We start from the raw sequence: 17623 nt of genomic DNA on the forward strand, positions 1-17623 counted from the left end.
GTTTGTCTGACAAAACTAAAGTTCTCCATCTCATTAAATCCCTTGGCCGTGGCGGAGCCGAAATGCTTTTACCTGAAACGCTAAAATACCACGATCAGGAGAAATATGAATTCCACTATGTGTATTTCCTTCCTTGGAAAGACCAGATGGTAGGGGCAATTGAATCAAGTGGGGGTAGTGTTGCATGCCTGGAAGCTTCTAATAACATAAAGATTATGCTTCAGGTCCCAAAATTGGTAGCATATATCAAACAACATCATATCCAAATACTGCATTGCCATTTACCTTGGGCAGGTATAGCAGGTAGATTAGCCGCAAAAATAGCCGGGATTCCTGTTGTATATACAGAGCATAATAATTTTAGCCGCTACCACGGGCTTACGCGTTTAGCGAGTAGAGTGACACTTCACTTGAATGATTTGAACATTCCTGTTTCTGCGGATGCAGAAAAGGCGCTGTTACAATTCACAAAACCCGAAAGGATTCAGTTGGTCTTGAATGGGGTTGATACCAGAAGCTTTACCCGCCAAACAGGTAAACAGCACATACGTGATACACTGAATATACCGGATGATCATGTCGTTATAATAACTGCAGCTGTGTTTAGAGAACAAAAGCGACTTGATAATTTTGTTAAGGTAGCAGAAAGGGTTGCAGCAACTCATGAGAAAGTTAGCTTTATTATGATAGGTGACGGGCCTGAGAAAAGTAAAGTAGAACAACTTGCAGCACCATTAGTGGCTCAAAAACGACTACACTTTACCGGACTTCAAACAGATGTGAAGCCATATTTTAACATCACAGACATTTATTTAATGACTTCAGATTTTGAAGGTTTACCCATTGCCCTTTTGGAGGCCATGAGTATGGGGTGCATACCAGTAACCACAGGAGTGGGGGGTATACCCGAGGTCATAGAACATCATGTATCGGGTATGATTAGCAAAGCAGGAGATGTGGAGAGCCTAGAAAAAGATGTAACTTTGCTGATTGAGAATGAGCCAATGCGCATAGCAATGGCAGCGGAAGCCCGAAAGCGTATAGAGCAACACTTCAGTATGGAGAAAATGGTGCAAAAGCTGGAGGGTATTTATCTCCAATATACAAACAATGGACTACACGATAAGAGTGGCAAATGAACAGGATGTACCTGTTATATTAGAACTATTTGAATTATCATTAGGGGTAGAAGGAGGAGCTCCTGTGGAAAGCTTTTGGCGCTGGAAGCATGTAGATAACCCCTTTGGCCCATCGCCTGTTTTGCTGGCATTTAATGATGGTAAGCTGATTGGCCTGCGTGCCTTTATGCGCTGGCAATGGGTAATAAATGGTCAGGTACTGCCAGCCTTTCGTGCTGTTGATACAGCAACCCACCCGGATTACCGTGGCAAGGGAATTTTCTCAAAGTTAACGAAACGGCTACTGGGGGAACTGGCTGAAAGCGAACCAAGTTCTTTTATTTACAATACGCCAAACGAACAATCCAAGCCAGGCTATGTGAAAATGGGCTGGCAGGTCTTAGGCAAACCAAATGTAACAGGGAGCCTCGCCTTAACCTATAGCGCTAAAGCAGCTGAGAAATTTAAAGCGTATCATCAATCTCTTCAGGGTTTCAATTTTGATGTATCCTCTTACCTTCCTGTTATAAATCAACTTCATATTCATACTAACCATGCAGTAAATTATCATAAGTGGCGTTTTCAAAGTATTCCTGAAATACCCTATGGCAAATATGAGTATGTAAAAGATAATTTTGGCGTGTTACTCTTATTTCATTTAAAAAAACGTGGAAGGTTTTATGAGTTAAGGATATGTGACGAACTATGGCTAAATGGTAAAAACAATACAACTGTATTTTTAACAGCTTGCCATACCTTAGCTGCTGAATTGGGGACTACTTTTATCAGCTATATAGGCAATGAACCATTAAGCCTATGGAGTAAAATCAGATATAGGACTTTTCCGCTTCAGTATTTGGCTCCGGAAGTGACGATTCGGGAGGTTAATGACAGTAATCTGATAAGTAGAATTGAAAATTTGGATGATTGGTCCTTTAAAATGGGTGACCTCGAATTATTTTAAGCTATGTGTGGAATTTTTGGAAAAGTAGGCCAGCTGGAAGCTAGTGAGATGGAGGTGGCAACGCAGATGCTCTGCCACAGGGGACCTGATGGTCAACTTTATGAATCGTATGATCAGGTGCACCTGTTCCACGCCAGGCTAAGCATTGTAGATATAGCTGGAGGAACACAACCTATGGCAGACGAGGATCTAGCTATTATATTTAATGGTGAAATCTATAACCACCAAGAGATACGAGATAAGTTTGACCTGAAATGCCATACCCGTTCCGATACTGAAACAATTATGCGCATGTACAGCCGGTTTGGGCTTGATATGTTGCAATACATGGATGGCATGTTTGCTATTGCACTGTATGACAAAGGAAAAAAGACGCTTTACCTGCTTCGTGATAGAGCAGGTAAGAAACCACTCTACTATTCCAAGCAGGGTAATAGCATCTATTTTGCCAGTGAGCAGAATCTGCTTCAAAAAATTGTTAAACCAACTATTAAGCTGTCTGCCATTGCAGAATATTTGCAGACAGGTATGGTGTATGGCGAAGCTACACCTTACGAAGATATCTATGAATTGAAGCCAGGGCATCTGGTGTCTATACAAGTCGATAGCCAAGAACTATCGGATCAAAAACAATGGTGGTCGATAGAGCCATACTACCAGCAGACGCTGCAACTCAGCGAGCAGGATGCGCTTGTTGAGTTAGACGCGCGATTGAAGCAGGCGGTTAAGAGCAGGGTAGAAAGTAGTGACCTGGAAGTTGGCTGTTTTCTTAGCGGAGGGATTGATAGTGGCATTATTACGGCCATGGCAGCGAAAGTGAAGCCTGATCTGAGAACCTTTACGGTAAAATTTGGTGGACAGTATGATGAATCGGCTATTGCAGGTGCAGTTTCAAAGCATATAGGGACAGACCACCACGAACTATCCGTATCGTACGACCAATTGGCTAATGACTTTGAAAAAATTGTAACCGCTTACGGAGAGCCCTTTATGGACGACTCACAAATACCGTCTTATTACGTAGCACGGGAAGCAAAAAAACATTTGACTGTTATCATTAATGGAGATGGTGGGGATGAACTTTTTGGTGGGTATAGACGGTATGTGCCTTTTGGTAATAAGCTATTACATAATGCTGTAGTTAAAAATATTTCAGGCGCTGTACTTCCTTTTCTTCCTACCCCTACTGACAAAATGAGCCTGTATAACTACGCCTACAGACTAGCCAGACTAAACAGTATGCAACTATATGAACAATACCTCAGCTCGGGTACTGACATGCTTTATGATCAGGCAAAATCTTTTAAAGTACAGCCGTCAGGTGAATTAAGATCCAGAATTGAGCAAAATGCTACGAAAGAAATGTCAGCATTAAGACAGATTATGCTAACTGATTTCGAAACTATTTTACCAAACATTCTATTGAAGAAAATAGACATCAGTTCCATGCAGCACTCTTTGGAAGGGCGCTCCCCATTCCTGTCGAAAGGAATCCTAGAATTTGCACCTTCTTTACCAGATTCGCTTAAAATTAAAGGAACCACAACAAAGTATTTGCTTAGGAAGTTAGCTGCGAAATACCTACCCGCAGGCGTAGAGAAACTGCCTAAACGAGGATTTGAAGTGCCTGTAATTCCGCTTATGGAGAATACGTTAAAGCCGATGTTAAAGGACTATCTTTCAAGTGCCAATGCTTTGTATCGTTCTGTAGTAGATCCTAAAGTAATTGATGCTTTGTTGCAAGATAAGGAGGGCGCTTCTATGACACGAGATAGGAGAGCCCGCATACTGTTTAGTGTTTTGGCAATGGAGGTCTGGCACCAAAAATTGGGGAAGCATTAAAAGAATTAGTTCGTTGGGTTGTCGAGTATGATTGGAGCTGTAGTTTTAATGGTGTCATTGTGGGGTGTAAACCAACTTCTATTAACTGCTCTAAAAAAGAAGCATAAGTTTCTAGCTGTGTCTTTTTTAAACAAGCTATACATTTATCACTTGATATTCTGGCTTATATATTACCTATATGCCACATTTAATGCCTCTGATTCTAAACAGTATTACGCTAGAGGTGGTTCGTATGAAAATTGGTTAAGTGCTTATGGAACAGATAGTAAATTTATCCATTTCGTTTCCTACCCATTTATTAAAACCATAGGATTCTCCTACGAATCCACTATGGTTCTTTTCTCCTGGTTTGGCTTTCTAGGTTTTGTTTATTTTTATCTTTTTTTCAAGGAAAATAATAAGCTTAATGTAAAGTTTAAAGGCTACGACCTCATCACTTTAGTCCTGTTTTTGCCAAACATGCATTTTTGGACAGCATCTTTGGGTAAAGGTTCCCTGATATTTATGGGTATAGGCATGTTTGCTTATGCAATGAAGACCCCACATAAAAGAGTTATGTCGTTGTTACTGGGTTCTTTTGTTGTATATAATATCAGGCCACATATGTTTTTGTTTTTGGCTGTAGGAGCAATTGTTGGTTATTTTACAGGCAAAGAGAAAGTCCCATTATATCAAAAGTTGCTGGTGTACGTGGCATTTGCGGGAGGTACATTTTTATTGATGGACAATATCTTAGCAGTAGCTGGTCTTGATTCTGAAAATACATTGGATAGCTTTGAAACTTTTGCAGATAGGCAGTCAGGCTATTTAGCTAAAGCGGGATCAGGAGTGGACATCAGCTCTTATCCACTGCCGCTCAAACTATTCACTTTTTGGTTTAGACCTCTATTTGTTGATGCGCCAGGTGCACTTGGTATTTTTGTGTCGTTCGAAAATTTATTTTATTTACTACTTGCTCTGCAGTTACTAGATAAGGATTTTATTCCTTTCCTGAAAAATTCTCCATCACTTGTGAAGATGAGTTTGGTAATATTTATCGCTGCATCAATAGCGCTATCTTTTGTGATGTCGAACTTAGGTATAGCCATGCGGCAGAAGAGTATGGTAATGTATTTTCTGTTCTTTGTGATTATCTCTTTTATGGAATACAAGAAACAGAAGAAAATAAATTTGATGAAGTTGAAAAGGAGGAAGTTGGAGGAGCACTCCTCCCCTGTCCTCCCTATTCACCCCACCCCGACCCTCCCCTAAAAACAGGGGAGGGAGTTAAAAATACTTTCTCACCCCCTCCTGTTTTTAGGAGGGGGCAGGGGGAGGTTAATTAGAACCATGCCAACAAATATACCTGTCTTCACCATCTCTCTAGACTTTGAGCTGTACTGGGGGATTTTTGATAAAGTGCCGCTAACTGAGCGGGAGCAGTATTTCGCCAACACCCGCAAGGTTATACCTGAAATGCTGACGCTGTTTGAGCAACAGCAAGTGCAGGTGACCTGGGCGACAGTGGGGATGCTGTTTGCCAAAGACTGGGCCGACTGGGCAACTGCTATACCTGCGCAACGGCCGTCGTACCACAATGACAAGCTGTCGGCTTACCGGCTGAAGGATGAGTATGGCATGAATGGAAGTCTAAAGGATTTCTTTTTTGCGCCGGAGTTGGTACAGCAGATCAATCAGACGCCTTACCAGGAGATGGCGACCCATACTTTTGCACACTACTACTGCCAGGAAGCCGGGCAGACGCTGGAGCAGTTCCGGCAGGATTTGCAGGCGGCGCAAGGTATAGCAGCCCGGCAAGGCATGAAACTGAGGTCACTTGTGTTTCCGCGTAACCAGTTCAATGAACAGTATTTGCGTGTCTGCCGTGAAGAAGGCATTAAGACGGTCCGTTCAAACCCCAGCGATTGGTTTTGGAAACAGACTGTGAAGGATACACTAACTAATAGGATCTTCCGGACAGGTGATGCTTACCTACCACTGGGCAAAAGAACCTCTTTCCCGCTTTCTTCTCTTAAACTGGAAGATGGACTACCACTAGCTATACCTACCAGTCGATTCTTAAGACCAATTGATGGGAAAAGAGACATTCTGAATAAACTACGTCTTAACCGCATATTGTCAGAAATGACCGCTGCCGCCAAACGTAAAGCATGCTATCACCTCTGGTGGCATCCGCACAATTTCGGCAGCTATCCTGAACGCAGTATGGCTGATCTGAAGATCATTATCGATCATTATAAAAAGCTAGAGCAGCAATATGGCATGCAAAGCTTAAGCATGCGGGGGATTTATGAGTATATAACTGCTTAAGTACTATGTTGTCATTTCGACGATAGGAGAAATCTAGATTGATTGTAGATTATAACACAGAATCAGATTTCTCATTGCATTCGAAATGACAATTTAAGTTTGTTTATCTTTGCACCCGAAAACAAATTATACCCCAATGCCCCCAGTTCTTGTCCGCATTACCACTGTCCCGCTCTCTCTACAAAAGTTAATCACAGGCCAATTGCTGTATATGCGTGCCAAAGGCTTTGAACCCGTGATGGTGTCGGCGGCGGGACCTGAGTCGGAGGCGGTAGTTCGGGAGCAGGAAACGCCTCTGATCGAGATTGGGATGACGCGCAAGATCACACCGGTGCAGGATATGAAGGCGCTCTGGCAATTCTACCGCCTCTGCAAGAAGCACAAGCCCGCTATTGTACATTCCCATACCCCGAAGGCGGGCATTATTGGCATGCTGGGTGCTAAACTGGCGGGCGTGCCGGTACGACTGCACACGGTGGCTGGTCTTCCACTGATGGAAACACAGGGCAAAACCCGCCAACTGCTGGAAGCGGTAGAGAAGCTTACCTACGCCTGCGCTACGAAAGTATACCCTAACTCTACCGTGCTGAAAGACTTTATCCTAGGAAGTGGCTTCTGCGGACCGGAGAAAGTAAAAGTGATCGGAAATGGCAGCAGCAACGGCATCAACACTGCATTCTACAGCCGAGAGCAATTAGATGAATCGAAGCTGCAGGAATTAAAAGCCAGCTTAGGTATAGCGCCGGAAGATTTTGTATTCATCTTTATCGGTCGCCTGGTAAAAGACAAAGGTATACAGGAACTGGTGCAGGCTTTTGTGAAGTTACAGCAATTATATCCGCAAGTGAAGCTGTTGCTGGTTGGACCTTTTGAACAGGACCTGGACCCGATCGCAGACGAGGTTTTGCAGGAGATAAAGGAAAATAAAGGTATACTGTCTGTGGGTTTTCAAAACGATGTGCGCCCTTACCTGGCCATTAGCCAGGCACTGGCCTTTCCTTCCTATCGCGAAGGTTTCCCGAATGTGCCCATGCAGGCAGGCTGCTTTGATCTTCCTGCTATTGTGACCGATATCAACGGCTGCAACGAGATCATCCAACATGGAGAGAATGGTTTGATCGTACCGCCGAAGTCGACTGTGGCTTTGTATGCCGCAATGGAACGTTTGGTCACCGATAAGGCGGCCTATGCCCACATGCAGGCACAGGCGCGCAGGATGATCGTAGAGCGCTATGAGCAGACCCATTTCTGGGAGCTTTTATTAAAGGAATACAGATCCCATTTAAAACAAGATGAAGGTATATAACCGTTACTTTAAACGCCCGCTCGACCTAATGCTGAGCCTGATGGCTTTCATCGTGCTGCTGCCCGTGTTCCTAGTGGTTACGCTGCTGCTGGTGATCGCCAATGACGACAAACCCTTCTTTCTGCAGCAACGACCAGGCAAGAACGGCCGCATCTTTAGGGTGATCAAATACAAAACCATGAACGACCGCCGCGACGAGCATGGCGAACTACTATCAGACGCTGAACGCCTGACTTCAATTGGTGCTTTCGTGCGCAAGACCTCTCTTGACGAAATACCGCAATTACTCAATGTGATCAAAGGAGATATGTCGCTGATTGGTCCGCGCCCTTTACTGGTGGAATACTTGCCCCTCTACAACAAAACCCAGCAGCGTCGCCACGAAGTGCGCCCCGGCATCACCGGTTGGGCTCAGATAAACGGCCGCAACGCCATCAGTTGGGAAGAGAAATTTCGTTATGATGTATGGTATGTGGATAACATCTCTTTTTGGCTGGACGTGAAGATTTTTTTTAAAACCATTGGAAAAGTGTTTAAGTCCGAAGGAATCAGTGCTGAGGGGGTAGCGACAATGAAGCGGTTTAGAGGTAGTGATTACGCCAAAGATTAACCCACCCTACCCCTTCAAGGGGGAAATTCTACGCGAAAATTTCTTTCTACAGTGAGGCAGGTTATAGCTACTGCAGACCTCCCTACAACCAAGATTCCTTCTGAATGACAGGAATAGATGTAATAGCTAAAAGTTCCCTCTGAAGGGGCTGGGGATGACAATCGTTCACGAGAATCCTGCAAATCTTTAAATCCTGTAAATCCTGATTCAGACAATTAGCTTTCCAGATTTCTCACTAGCGTTCGAAATGACAAATTGAGAATTCTTACCTTTGCATCTGCACTACCAAAGACAAATCCCATGTACCTATACGGCGCGAGCGGACATGCGAAAGTGATCATCGACATCCTGCGGGATAGGGCTATACCTGTACTTGGAGCTTTTGATAAGAATCCCGCTATAAAAGAAGTAGGCGGTGTACCTGTACTGGGGGCTCAAATAGAAGAGGAAGTGGAGCAGCCTGTCATCATCAGCATTGGAGACAATGCTATCCGTCGTCGCGTAGCTGAAAAATTGAAGGTAGTTTTTGGTAAAGCCATTCACTCAACAGCGATTGTCTCGCCCTCCGCTACCATCGCCGAAGGCACCGTAGTGATGCAAGGGGCCGTTATACAGGCCGACGCACAGGTGGGGAAACATGCCATCATCAATACAGGAGCTAGCATCGACCATGACTGCCAGATTGGGGATTATGCCCACATCTCACCGGGAGCGGTGCTCAGCGGTAACGTGCAGGTAGGCGAAGGGACGCATATAGGTGCCGGTGCCGTCGTGATCCCGAACCTGAAGATAGGCAAGTGGTGCAAAATAGGTGCTGGTGCCGTAGTTATACGCGATCTGCCTGATGGCGTAACAGCAGTTGGTAGCCCGGCCCGAATCATAAAAGAACATCAGCAATAACTATGAATACAAAAATCTGGCTCTCTTCCCCACACATGGGGACAAACGAGTTTAAGAATGTCAAAGAGGCTTTTGACACCAACTGGATCGCACCGCTTGGTCCGCATGTAGACGGCTTTGAGCGTGACTTAGCGGAGTTTCTGGGTGAAGGCGTTCATGTGGCAGCCCTGAGCTCGGGCACAGCGGCCTTGCACCTGGCGCTGATCATGCTGGGGGTGAAAGCCGGTGACGAAGTAATTTGCCAGAGCATGACTTTTTCGGCTTCTGCCAACCCGATCGCTTACCAGGGTGCTACGCCGGTGTTTGTAGACAGCGAGGACCGTACCTGGAACATGTCGCCTGAGCTACTGGAAGTGGCAATTGAAGACCGCATCAGTAAGGGCAAAAAGCCGAAGGCCATCATTGTCGTGCATCTCTATGGTATGCCAGCGGAGATGGACCGCATCATGGCCATTGCCGATCGCTATGCTATACCTGTGGTGGAGGATGCGGCAGAGGCACTGGGCTCGACTTATAAAGGCCGTAAGCTGGGAACCTTCGGGGCGATGAGCATTCTGTCCTTCAACGGCAACAAGATCATCACTACGTCTGGCGGTGGTGCACTGGTCTCAAACAACGAAGCTTACATCAAGCAGGCCCGTTTCCTGGCGACGCAGGCGCGTGACGCTGCTCCGCATTACCAGCACTCCCACATTGGGTATAACTACCGCATGAGTAATATCTGCGCTGCCATCGGGCGCGGTCAAATGGATGTACTGCCGGATCGTGTGCAGCAGCGCCGTGCTAACTATACCTTCTATCGTGAAGAATTGGCTGCTATACCTGCTATTCAATTTGCAGAAGAGCCGAATGGAGATTTTTATTCTAACCGTTGGCTCAGCACGGTGCTGGTGGATGATGCCCAAGGAGTGAGTCGGGAAGATATCCGACTGGCGCTGGAACGTGAGAATATCGAAACACGCCCGCTCTGGAAGCCGATGCACTTGCAGCCTGTGTTCGCTGATTCTCCTTATTATGGTGATGGTACCAGCGAGCGCCTGTTTGAAAAAGGACTCTGCCTGCCTTCCGGATCTAACATGTCAGACGAAGAAAGGGAACGCGTACTTCATGCCATTAAAGATTGCTTTGCGCGATAGGCGCGCGACAGAAAAATAAAATAAAATCCACCTGCGGAGCGATATTATTCGAAAAGCGCAGGTGGATTTTTACGTATAAGCTATTGGCTGTGCTACTTGAGGAACAGCAAGTTAAAAGCTGAACTTTTCAGATTTTTTGTGTAATTTTGGACGGCATCTATGTCTTTTAAAATGTGAAGGATATAATTATGCTGGTGAAGTGTCGTTATGAATTAGTTAATGTGAGAACTGTTGAATGATTCTAACGTAAGCTGGAAGCTTGACTGGACAAAACAGATATTAATTTAAATAAAAACGAATGCCAGCTTAATGCCGTAATCTAAGCTCTTCTCTACCCTGAGACTACCGTATGAAAACATTTTTACAGAACAAAGCTTTACCGAAATGGATCATTCTGATCATCGATCAAATTATCTCTACATGGTCTTTCGCTTTGTCTTTCTTTATTATCCGCCAATTTGATTTTGAAACAATCCTGCGCGGTCACTTCTTTGTTTACAGCGGTATTTACCTGATGATCTCTGTAATGGTGTTTTACGCGATGCGCATTCATACCGGTCTGATTCGCTACTCCAGCACTGACGATATTTACCGCATCTTTACCGCTGTGCTGATGGCTAGTCTGGTTTACGGCGCCATCGTCGGTCTGTGGGTTGCGCCTGCCTATCACATCGACTCTGTGAACATTTATGTAGTGCTCCTGGTCAACTTCTTTATCAGTTCTTCGGTGCTGATTATGATGCGCTTAGGTGCCAAGGCGTTGTTTTACTACATTAAGCGTGGTGACAGCGGCAATAAGGAAACAGTGCTGATCTACGGAGCTGATAGCTTTGCCATTCTGGTGAAGCAGGCGCTCGAGGTAAGCAATGCCGGTCGCCTGACAATTGCCGGTTTTGTGGATGACAATCCAAACAAGATCGACAAGCACATCCAGCAGAAGCGGGTATACCATATCAATGATATCGAAAAACTGCAGAGCAAACTGCACATTGATAAACTGGTAATCTTGAGCGAGGACCTGAAATCAGACGCTCGTAAGAACGCCATCGAAACTTGCGTTGAGCTCGGTATAAAAGTAGTAACCGTGCCTCCAACTGAGCAGTGGATGTCGGGCCAGTTGCGTATGAACCAGATACAAGACCTGCGCATCGAGGATCTGCTGCAGCGTCCACCGATTGTGATCGAGAATGACAAAATATCAGCTGACCTAGCCGGCAAGCGTATCCTGATTACAGGTGGAGCCGGCTCTATTGGTTCAGAAATTGTGCGCCAGGTGCTTTCTTACAAACCAGAAATGGTGATCATCTGCGACCAGGCTGAGTCGCCCCTGCATGACCTGCAGCTGGAGATGGAGGAAGAATTCCCGGATGCTAACCTAAAGCTCTGCATTGCTGACATTCAGAACTTTAACCGCATGTATGCGCTCTTTAAGGAGTATAATCCCCAGATGGTATACCATGCTGCCGCTTACAAGCATGTGCCGATGATGGAAAGCAATCCTTCAGAAGCCATTTTGACAAATGTATTAGGCACCAAAAACCTGGCAGACCTCTCCATGACCTTTGATGTAGAGAAGTTTGTGATGATCTCCACTGACAAAGCCGTTAACCCAACCAATGTGATGGGTGCTTCGAAGCGTATCGCAGAGATTTACATTCAGTCACTCAACAACATCAGTGCACAGCCTCGGCTTCAGGACAATGTACAGGGTACAGCCCTGCAGCAAACCCGCTTTATCACAACTCGTTTTGGCAACGTGCTGGGGTCAAATGGCTCGGTGATTCCCCGTTTCCGTTCTCAGATCGAAAAAGGCGGTCCAATTACCGTTACACACCCAGACATTACCCGCTACTTCATGACCATACCGGAAGCGGTGCAACTGGTACTGGAAGCCGGCACGATGGGCAGAGGGGGGGAGATCTTTATCTTCGACATGGGGCAGCCCGTGAAGATAGTGGACCTAGCCCGCAAGATGATCAAGCTGGCCGGTCTGACAGCAAATGACATCGAGATCGTATTCTCAGGCCTTCGTCCTGGAGAGAAGCTCTACGAAGAGCTGTTAAATCAGGAAGAGCACACCATCCCGACCCATCACGAAAAGATCAAAGTATCGAAAGTGCGCGAGTATACCTATAATAAGGTCTTGGCCAGCATCAACGAGCTCCTTAACCTTAACAAGGAGGGCGACGAGCTGGATACCGTGAAGCAAATGAAAAAGATCGTTCCCGAGTTCAAGAGCAAAAACTCCAGATTCGAAGAACTGGATTCAATGGTGCAGTAAGACCTTTCTAGATCGGTAAAACAGCAGAAGGCCCGGATTGAATCGGGCCTTCTGCTGTTTTACCGTTTGACATTTTTTTTAAGTCTTGATTAAAATCCCCTTTAGAAGGGGGCATTTAATCAAAAATGCATGAAGCGATATTGAATTCTGGGAAGGGATCCATCGGCAAAAGGAAAACAGCGCTTACAACGCCGGCAATACCCTACTCTTTACTTCCCCAAAACCAACTCTAATCCCATTCCGCTCAGCAAAGCCGCGCATGATCACGGTATCATAATCGTTGATAAACTTACGCTCGGTGCCGTCTGAAAGCTTGATCGGTTGGGTGCCGCGCCAGGTGAGTTCGAGCATGGAGCCGTAGGAGGTTTTGTCCGGGCCGCTGATGGTGCCGGATGCGTACATGTCGCCTATCTGTATGTTACAGCCGTTGCTGCTCTGATGGGCCAGCTGCTGGTTCATGTTCCAGTACATATATTTGAAGTTGGAGCGGCAGATACTATTTTCCTGTCCGTCCTCTGGCTGGAGTGATACCTCTAAGTTAATGTCATAGTTGTGGTCGCCGTGGAACTCCAGGTAGGGTAGTGGTTTCGGGTCCTGCACTGGACCTTTTACACGGAAGGGCTCTAAAGCATCCAGTGTGACTACCCATGGGGATATAGAAGAAGCAAAGCTTTTGGCCAGGAATGGACCTAGCGGTACATACTCCCAAGTCTGCATGTCGCGAGCTGACCAGTCGTTGAAGAGTACCAGGCCGAAAATGTAATCATCTGCCTCGTCAGGGCTGATCATGTCGCCAAGCTTTGTCTCTCGACCTGTGATAAAGGCTACTTCCAACTCAAAATCGAGCAGGCGAGATGGGCCGAAGGTAGGGGCAGCTGCATCAGGGGCTTTGGTTTGCCCGTTAGGGCGGCGGATGTCAGTACCTGATACAATGATAGAAGAGGCACGACCATGGTAACCGATCGGGATGTGCTTCCAGTTGGGCAGCAGAGCATTCTTAGGGTCGCGGAACATAGTCCCCACATTGGTAGCGTGCTCAATGCTGGAGTAAAAGTCGGTGTAGTTACCTACTTTGACGGGCATCAGCATACGAACTTGTGCTTGCTTGATCAGGCATTCCTGCATCAGTTTGCTGTTACCGCTGATCTCGTCGTTGTCGTTGCGGAGCAGCTCCGACACGCGGTTGCGTACGGCACGCCAGGTGGGCTTACCAAGTGCGATAAAGTCATTTAGGTATGGACGGTGAAAAACAGTAGGGTCAACATCAAGAAGCTCGAACAGGTTGTGCTGGGCGACAGCACAAAGGTCGAGCACGTAGTCGCCGATGGCTACGCCTACACGCGGGTCTTTGGTCGCTGATTCGAATATACCGAATGGAAGGTTCTGTATTGGGAAGTCGCTTTCAGGGGATATTTCGATCCAGGAATGCAATGCAGGGTCATTCGCTTTTATCATAGTGCAAGAAAATCTGGGTTGTTAGACAAATATAGGGATTTTGAAGGGCATGGGGAAACAAAAAAAGCAGGTACTGATTTCTCAGCACCTGCTTACAATTTCTATTCTTTATTAGAGAATCCTTTATCTACAAAGCCTAAGGCAGTGGCGTCACATTGACAGCCTCTACAGCTTTAATTTCTGGGATAGCTTTGAGCACCGACTGTTCCACACCTGCCTTAAGCGTCATGGTAGACATCGGGCAGGTACCACAGGCGCCCAGCAGCTCCAGCTTCAGGGTCATATCATCGGTTACTTCGAGCACCTTGACGTTGCCGCCGTCAGCTTCCAGGTAGGGCCTGATCTGGTCGAGGGCACTCTCGATGCGAAGTAAAAAATTGTTGTCAACATTAATGGTTGCCATCTGTCTTAGCTTTTAATTTCTACTGGTTGTGTTTTGGCCAAAGTCGCATTGCGAACAGACACCTGCTGGGCAACAGCCTGGGCCAACTCTCTGAAAACACCGGAAGCCGGAGAATCGTTCTGCAAGGCCACCGGAGTTCCCTCGTCGCCGCATTCGCGTATACCTTGCACCAGTGGTACCTGGCCCAATACAGGCACATCAAACTTCTTGGCTAAGTTCTGGCCACCTTCCTGTCCGAAAATGTAGTACTTGTTCTCAGGAAGTTCAGCAGGTGTAAAGTAAGCCATGTTCTCGACCACACCTAGTACCGGCACGTTGATCTGAGGCTGACGGAACATCTGCAGACCTTTCTGTGCATCGGCAATCGCTACTTTCTGAGGAGTCGTCACGATCACAGCACCTGTAACCGGCAGCACCTGCACCATGGTGAGGTGAATATCAGAGGTTCCCGGAGGAAGGTCAAGCAGGAGATAATCCAGTTCGCCCCACTCTACATCGCTGATAAATTGCTTCAGGGCAGAGCTTGCCATAGGGCCTCTCCAGATCACCGCATGATCAGGCGGCGTCAGGAAACCGATCGACATCAGTTTTACGCCATATTTCTCAACCGGAATGATGTAGTTTTTGCCATGATCTCCCTGCACCATGCTCGGGCGCTGGTCTTCCACACCAAACATAGTAGGTATAGAAGGTCCGAAAATATCGGCATCAATTAGTCCAACCTTAGCACCCGACTGCGCTAGGGCAATGGCCAGGTTACTCGTAACGGTAGACTTGCCTACGCCACCTTTACCGGAGGCGATGGCAATGATATTCTTTACGCCTGTGAGTACTTCGCTGCTGCCCGCACGGCCGGAAGTAACACGGGAAGTCATGTTCACGGTCACTTCTGCTTCCTTGTCTACCATTGTATGGATAGCACGAATACAGGCGTTGCGGATGAGGTCTTTGAGTGGACAGGCTGGAGTCGTCAGAATCACGGTAAAACTCACGTTTTTGCCATCTACCTGCACATCCTCGATCATGTTGAGCGTCACCAGGTCTTTGCCAAGATCAGGTTCCTCTACATAACTGAGGGCTTTGAGTATATCTTCTTTTGTAATTGCCATAGTGTTAATCGCTTTTGTAAAGCCTTACAAAGATACAAACAAAAAAACTTTAAACATGATTTGAGGGCAGGGGATTATGTTATGCGGTAAGTTGTAGGTTTTTTTAAGGTCCTTACATCTGCTTATACCACAAGCTGCACTTGCGGTATGTGTGTATAGGTTTAATCGATTACCAATCCTGAAAATTCTTTAATCCTTCAATCCTGATTCAGACAATTTATACCTTATATTTGTAGCCCCTCAACCAGTATACCCATGTCCCTGATCCCAAAAGAAGTAGTTGACCAGATTCTTGCCCAGGCTGATATAGCGGAAGTGGTGGGGGATTTTGTCTCGCTCAAGAAGAAGGGACAGAACCTGTGGGCCTGCTGCCCTTTCCACCACGAGAAGTCACCGTCTTTCTCTGTTTCACCTGCTAAAGGTATTTACAAGTGCTTTGGTTGCGGCAAGGCGGGCAACTCAGTGCAGTTTATCATGGATGTGGAAGGCACCAGCTTTCCGGAGGCGCTCAAGTACCTGGCCAAAAAGTATGGCATCGAGGTACCGGAAGATCAGCCGAACCCCGAATACGCCAAAGAACAGAGTGAGCGGGACAGCCTGTACATCGTCTCCGATTTTGCCAGCAAACATTACCAGCAGTTGCTGAACAGCCACGATGAAGGCGCCATCGGTCAGTCTTACCTGAAAGAGCGTGGGTTGAGCGGTAATACTATTCGGAAGTTTGAACTAGGGTATAGCCTTGATGCCTGGTCTGACCTGACAGATGCTGCCCTGAAGGCAGGGTATAAGCAGAAGTATCTGGAGGCGACGGGACTGACTATTGCGAAAGAAGACGGGAAAAAGTACGACCGCTTCCGGGGGCGTGTCATGTTCCCGATCCATAATATATCAGGACGTGTCATCGGCTTTGGTGCCCGTACACTGAAGAGCAACGATAAAAAGAGCCCGAAATACCTCAACTCTCCTGAGTCGGAGATCTACCATAAGAGCAATGTGCTCTACGGCATGTACCAGGCCAGGCAAGCGATTCGCATGCAGGATATGTGTTACATGGTGGAGGGTTACCTCGACGTGCTCTCACTGCACCAGGGCGGGATTGAGAACGTAGTAGCCTCTTCGGGCACCTCACTCACCGAGGGACAAATCAAGCTTATCGCCCGCTATACCCAGAACATCACGGTGCTCTACGACGGTGATGCGGCAGGTATAAAGGCCTCCCTGCGCGGGATTGACTTGATCCTAGAGAATGGTCTGAACGTGAACGTGGTCACTTTCCCGGCAGGGGAGGACCCGGATTCCTACATCCATAAGGTTGGCGACGAGAAGTTCAAAGCCTATGTGGCAGAGCATTCGCAAGACTTTATCTCGTTCAAGACCAGCCTCTATGCTGAAGAGGCGAAGGGCAACCCGGTAAAGAAGGCGGAGGCCATACGGGAGATCGTGACCTCTATCTCCAAAATTCCGGATCCGATCAAACGGACTGTTTTCTTCCAGAGCTGCAGCCTGATTTTTGACATTGATGAGCAACTGCTGATATCGGAGTACAATAAGATGCACTTGCAGGAGCGCCAGCAAAAGCAGCAGCGCTCGGGCAGTCCGGAAGATCTGGCAGAAGCGGAGGCCTATGAGGCGGAACAGATGGAGGCTGAAAAGCCAGCCACGGAAGCTGATGGTCTGAAACGCTACGAACGGGAGATTGTGCGTATGCTGCTGAATTACCCGGATAAGGTGCTGGTGGATGGGCAGAATACCTGCCAGTATATGTTGGAGCAGTTGGAGGATGTGGAATTTCGCACGCCGCTTTACGCCCGCCTGATCGAGGTTGTAAAAGAGAAGTTACAACAAAGTGTTATACCTTCTGCAGAGGACTTCATCAACTACCCGGACCAGGAAATACGAACCGAAGCAACCAACCTGCTGTCGGACCCCTACGAGCTTTCCCACAACTGGGAAACGCACCAGATTTACGTTCCCCACGAGTCGGACCTGCTGCCATATGGCGCCGAGCGGGCCGTGCTACGCCTGAAGTGGCGTAACGTGCAGCTGCTTATGAAGACCGAAATGGAGAAGCTTCGTCTTGTCACCGACCCCACCGAACAGGACCGTGTACTGCAAATCATCTTCCAGCTCAAATCCTTCGAGAAGCAGATCGGGGATTTATTAGGGATTGTGGTCAATAAGTAGGACTA

At 46.9% G+C, this 17623-nt stretch carries 14 protein-coding genes; 11 read left to right on the forward strand and 3 right to left on the reverse strand.

Going from position 1 to position 17623, the window contains the following annotated elements; translation table 11 throughout:
• Nucleotides 1–2 precede the first annotated feature (2 nt).
• The 10 genes from Q1A54_RS11380 (at nucleotide 3) to Q1A54_RS11425 (ending at nucleotide 12467) form a co-directional block, all read left to right on the forward strand.
• Nucleotides 3–1139 (forward strand): glycosyltransferase, encoded by a 1137-nt coding sequence (locus tag Q1A54_RS11380; protein WP_299987977.1) that lies wholly within the window; start codon nucleotides 3–5, stop codon nucleotides 1137–1139.
• Nucleotides 1111–2082 (forward strand): GNAT family N-acetyltransferase, encoded by a 972-nt coding sequence (locus tag Q1A54_RS11385; RefSeq protein ID WP_299987980.1) that lies wholly within the window; start codon nucleotides 1111–1113, stop codon nucleotides 2080–2082. Before Q1A54_RS11380 ends, Q1A54_RS11385 begins: the two co-directional genes overlap by 29 nt.
• Nucleotides 2083–2085: 3 nt before the next feature.
• Nucleotides 2086–3924 (forward strand): asparagine synthase (glutamine-hydrolyzing), encoded by a 1839-nt coding sequence (gene asnB, locus Q1A54_RS11390; protein ID WP_299987983.1) that lies wholly within the window; start codon nucleotides 2086–2088, stop codon nucleotides 3922–3924.
• Nucleotides 3925–3951: 27 nt separating this feature from the next.
• Entirely contained in the window at nucleotides 3952–5175 is a 1224-nt protein-coding gene (locus Q1A54_RS11395; RefSeq protein WP_299987986.1) for a hypothetical protein, read from the forward strand.
• 78 nt (nucleotides 5176–5253) lie between these two features.
• Nucleotides 5254–6234 (forward strand): polysaccharide deacetylase family protein, encoded by a 981-nt coding sequence (locus tag Q1A54_RS11400; protein ID WP_299987989.1) that lies wholly within the window; start codon nucleotides 5254–5256, stop codon nucleotides 6232–6234.
• 136 nt (nucleotides 6235–6370) lie between these two features.
• A complete protein-coding gene (locus tag Q1A54_RS11405; protein ID WP_299987992.1) occupies nucleotides 6371–7540 on the forward strand; it encodes a glycosyltransferase family 4 protein in 1170 nt (389 codons plus the stop codon).
• Nucleotides 7527–8150, forward strand: coding sequence for a sugar transferase (locus Q1A54_RS11410; RefSeq protein WP_299987994.1), 624 nt, complete (start codon nucleotides 7527–7529; stop codon nucleotides 8148–8150). The genes Q1A54_RS11405 and Q1A54_RS11410 overlap by 14 nt, the downstream gene beginning before the upstream one ends.
• 300 nt (nucleotides 8151–8450) lie before the next feature.
• Complete coding sequence (locus tag Q1A54_RS11415) at nucleotides 8451–9050, forward strand: acetyltransferase (RefSeq protein ID WP_299987997.1); 600 nt, start codon at nucleotides 8451–8453, stop codon at nucleotides 9048–9050.
• Nucleotides 9051–9052: 2 nt separating this feature from the next.
• The gene (locus tag Q1A54_RS11420) at nucleotides 9053–10186 is read left to right on the forward strand and encodes an aminotransferase class I/II-fold pyridoxal phosphate-dependent enzyme (RefSeq protein WP_299988000.1); all 1134 of its coding nucleotides are present in this window, start codon (nucleotides 9053–9055) and stop codon (nucleotides 10184–10186) included.
• A gap of 349 nt (nucleotides 10187–10535) precedes the next feature.
• On the forward strand, nucleotides 10536–12467 hold the full coding sequence (locus tag Q1A54_RS11425) for a nucleoside-diphosphate sugar epimerase/dehydratase (protein ID WP_299988002.1): 1932 nt from the start codon (nucleotides 10536–10538) through the stop codon (nucleotides 12465–12467).
• 183 nt (nucleotides 12468–12650) lie between these two features.
• Here the strand turns inward: Q1A54_RS11425 and fahA are convergent, their stop codons facing one another.
• From fahA to Q1A54_RS11440, 3 genes are all read right to left on the reverse strand, one after another.
• Nucleotides 12651–13922 (reverse strand): fumarylacetoacetase, encoded by a 1272-nt coding sequence (fahA, locus tag Q1A54_RS11430; protein WP_299988005.1) that lies wholly within the window; start codon nucleotides 13920–13922, stop codon nucleotides 12651–12653.
• Nucleotides 13923–14058: 136 nt separating this feature from the next.
• Nucleotides 14059–14325, reverse strand: coding sequence for a NifU family protein (locus tag Q1A54_RS11435; RefSeq protein WP_299988008.1), 267 nt, complete (start codon nucleotides 14323–14325; stop codon nucleotides 14059–14061).
• A 5-nt stretch (nucleotides 14326–14330) separates the two neighbouring features.
• The gene (locus tag Q1A54_RS11440) at nucleotides 14331–15434 is read right to left on the reverse strand and encodes an Mrp/NBP35 family ATP-binding protein (protein WP_007656776.1); all 1104 of its coding nucleotides are present in this window, start codon (nucleotides 15432–15434) and stop codon (nucleotides 14331–14333) included.
• A 255-nt stretch (nucleotides 15435–15689) separates the two neighbouring features.
• On the opposite strand from Q1A54_RS11440, the gene dnaG reads away from it, so the two are divergent.
• Nucleotides 15690–17618, forward strand: coding sequence for a DNA primase (dnaG, locus tag Q1A54_RS11445; protein WP_299988011.1), 1929 nt, complete (start codon nucleotides 15690–15692; stop codon nucleotides 17616–17618).
• Nucleotides 17619–17623: the final 5 nt, after the last annotated feature.

The organism is uncultured Pontibacter sp. (genome assembly GCF_947502515.1).
In the GTDB taxonomy this organism is placed as follows: domain Bacteria; phylum Bacteroidota; class Bacteroidia; order Cytophagales; family Hymenobacteraceae; genus Pontibacter.

Coding starts and splice junctions, on each gene's coding strand:
- Q1A54_RS11385 (WP_299987980.1), top strand. CDS start 1,111: ATGGACTACACGATAAGAGTGGCAAATGAACAGGATGTACCTGTTATA.
- asnB (WP_299987983.1), top strand. CDS start 2,086: ATGTGTGGAATTTTTGGAAAAGTAGGCCAGCTGGAAGCTAGTGAGATG.
- Q1A54_RS11395 (WP_299987986.1), top strand. CDS start 3,952: ATGATTGGAGCTGTAGTTTTAATGGTGTCATTGTGGGGTGTAAACCAA.
- Q1A54_RS11400 (WP_299987989.1), top strand. CDS start 5,254: ATGCCAACAAATATACCTGTCTTCACCATCTCTCTAGACTTTGAGCTG.
- Q1A54_RS11405 (WP_299987992.1), top strand. CDS start 6,371: ATGCCCCCAGTTCTTGTCCGCATTACCACTGTCCCGCTCTCTCTACAA.
- Q1A54_RS11410 (WP_299987994.1), top strand. CDS start 7,527: ATGAAGGTATATAACCGTTACTTTAAACGCCCGCTCGACCTAATGCTG.
- Q1A54_RS11415 (WP_299987997.1), top strand. CDS start 8,451: ATGTACCTATACGGCGCGAGCGGACATGCGAAAGTGATCATCGACATC.
- Q1A54_RS11420 (WP_299988000.1), top strand. CDS start 9,053: ATGAATACAAAAATCTGGCTCTCTTCCCCACACATGGGGACAAACGAG.
- Q1A54_RS11425 (WP_299988002.1), top strand. CDS start 10,536: ATGAAAACATTTTTACAGAACAAAGCTTTACCGAAATGGATCATTCTG.
- fahA (WP_299988005.1), bottom strand. CDS start 13,922: ATGATAAAAGCGAATGACCCTGCATTGCATTCCTGGATCGAAATATCC.
- Q1A54_RS11435 (WP_299988008.1), bottom strand. CDS start 14,325: ATGGCAACCATTAATGTTGACAACAATTTTTTACTTCGCATCGAGAGT.
- Q1A54_RS11440 (WP_007656776.1), bottom strand. CDS start 15,434: ATGGCAATTACAAAAGAAGATATACTCAAAGCCCTCAGTTATGTAGAG.
- dnaG (WP_299988011.1), top strand. CDS start 15,690: ATGTCCCTGATCCCAAAAGAAGTAGTTGACCAGATTCTTGCCCAGGCT.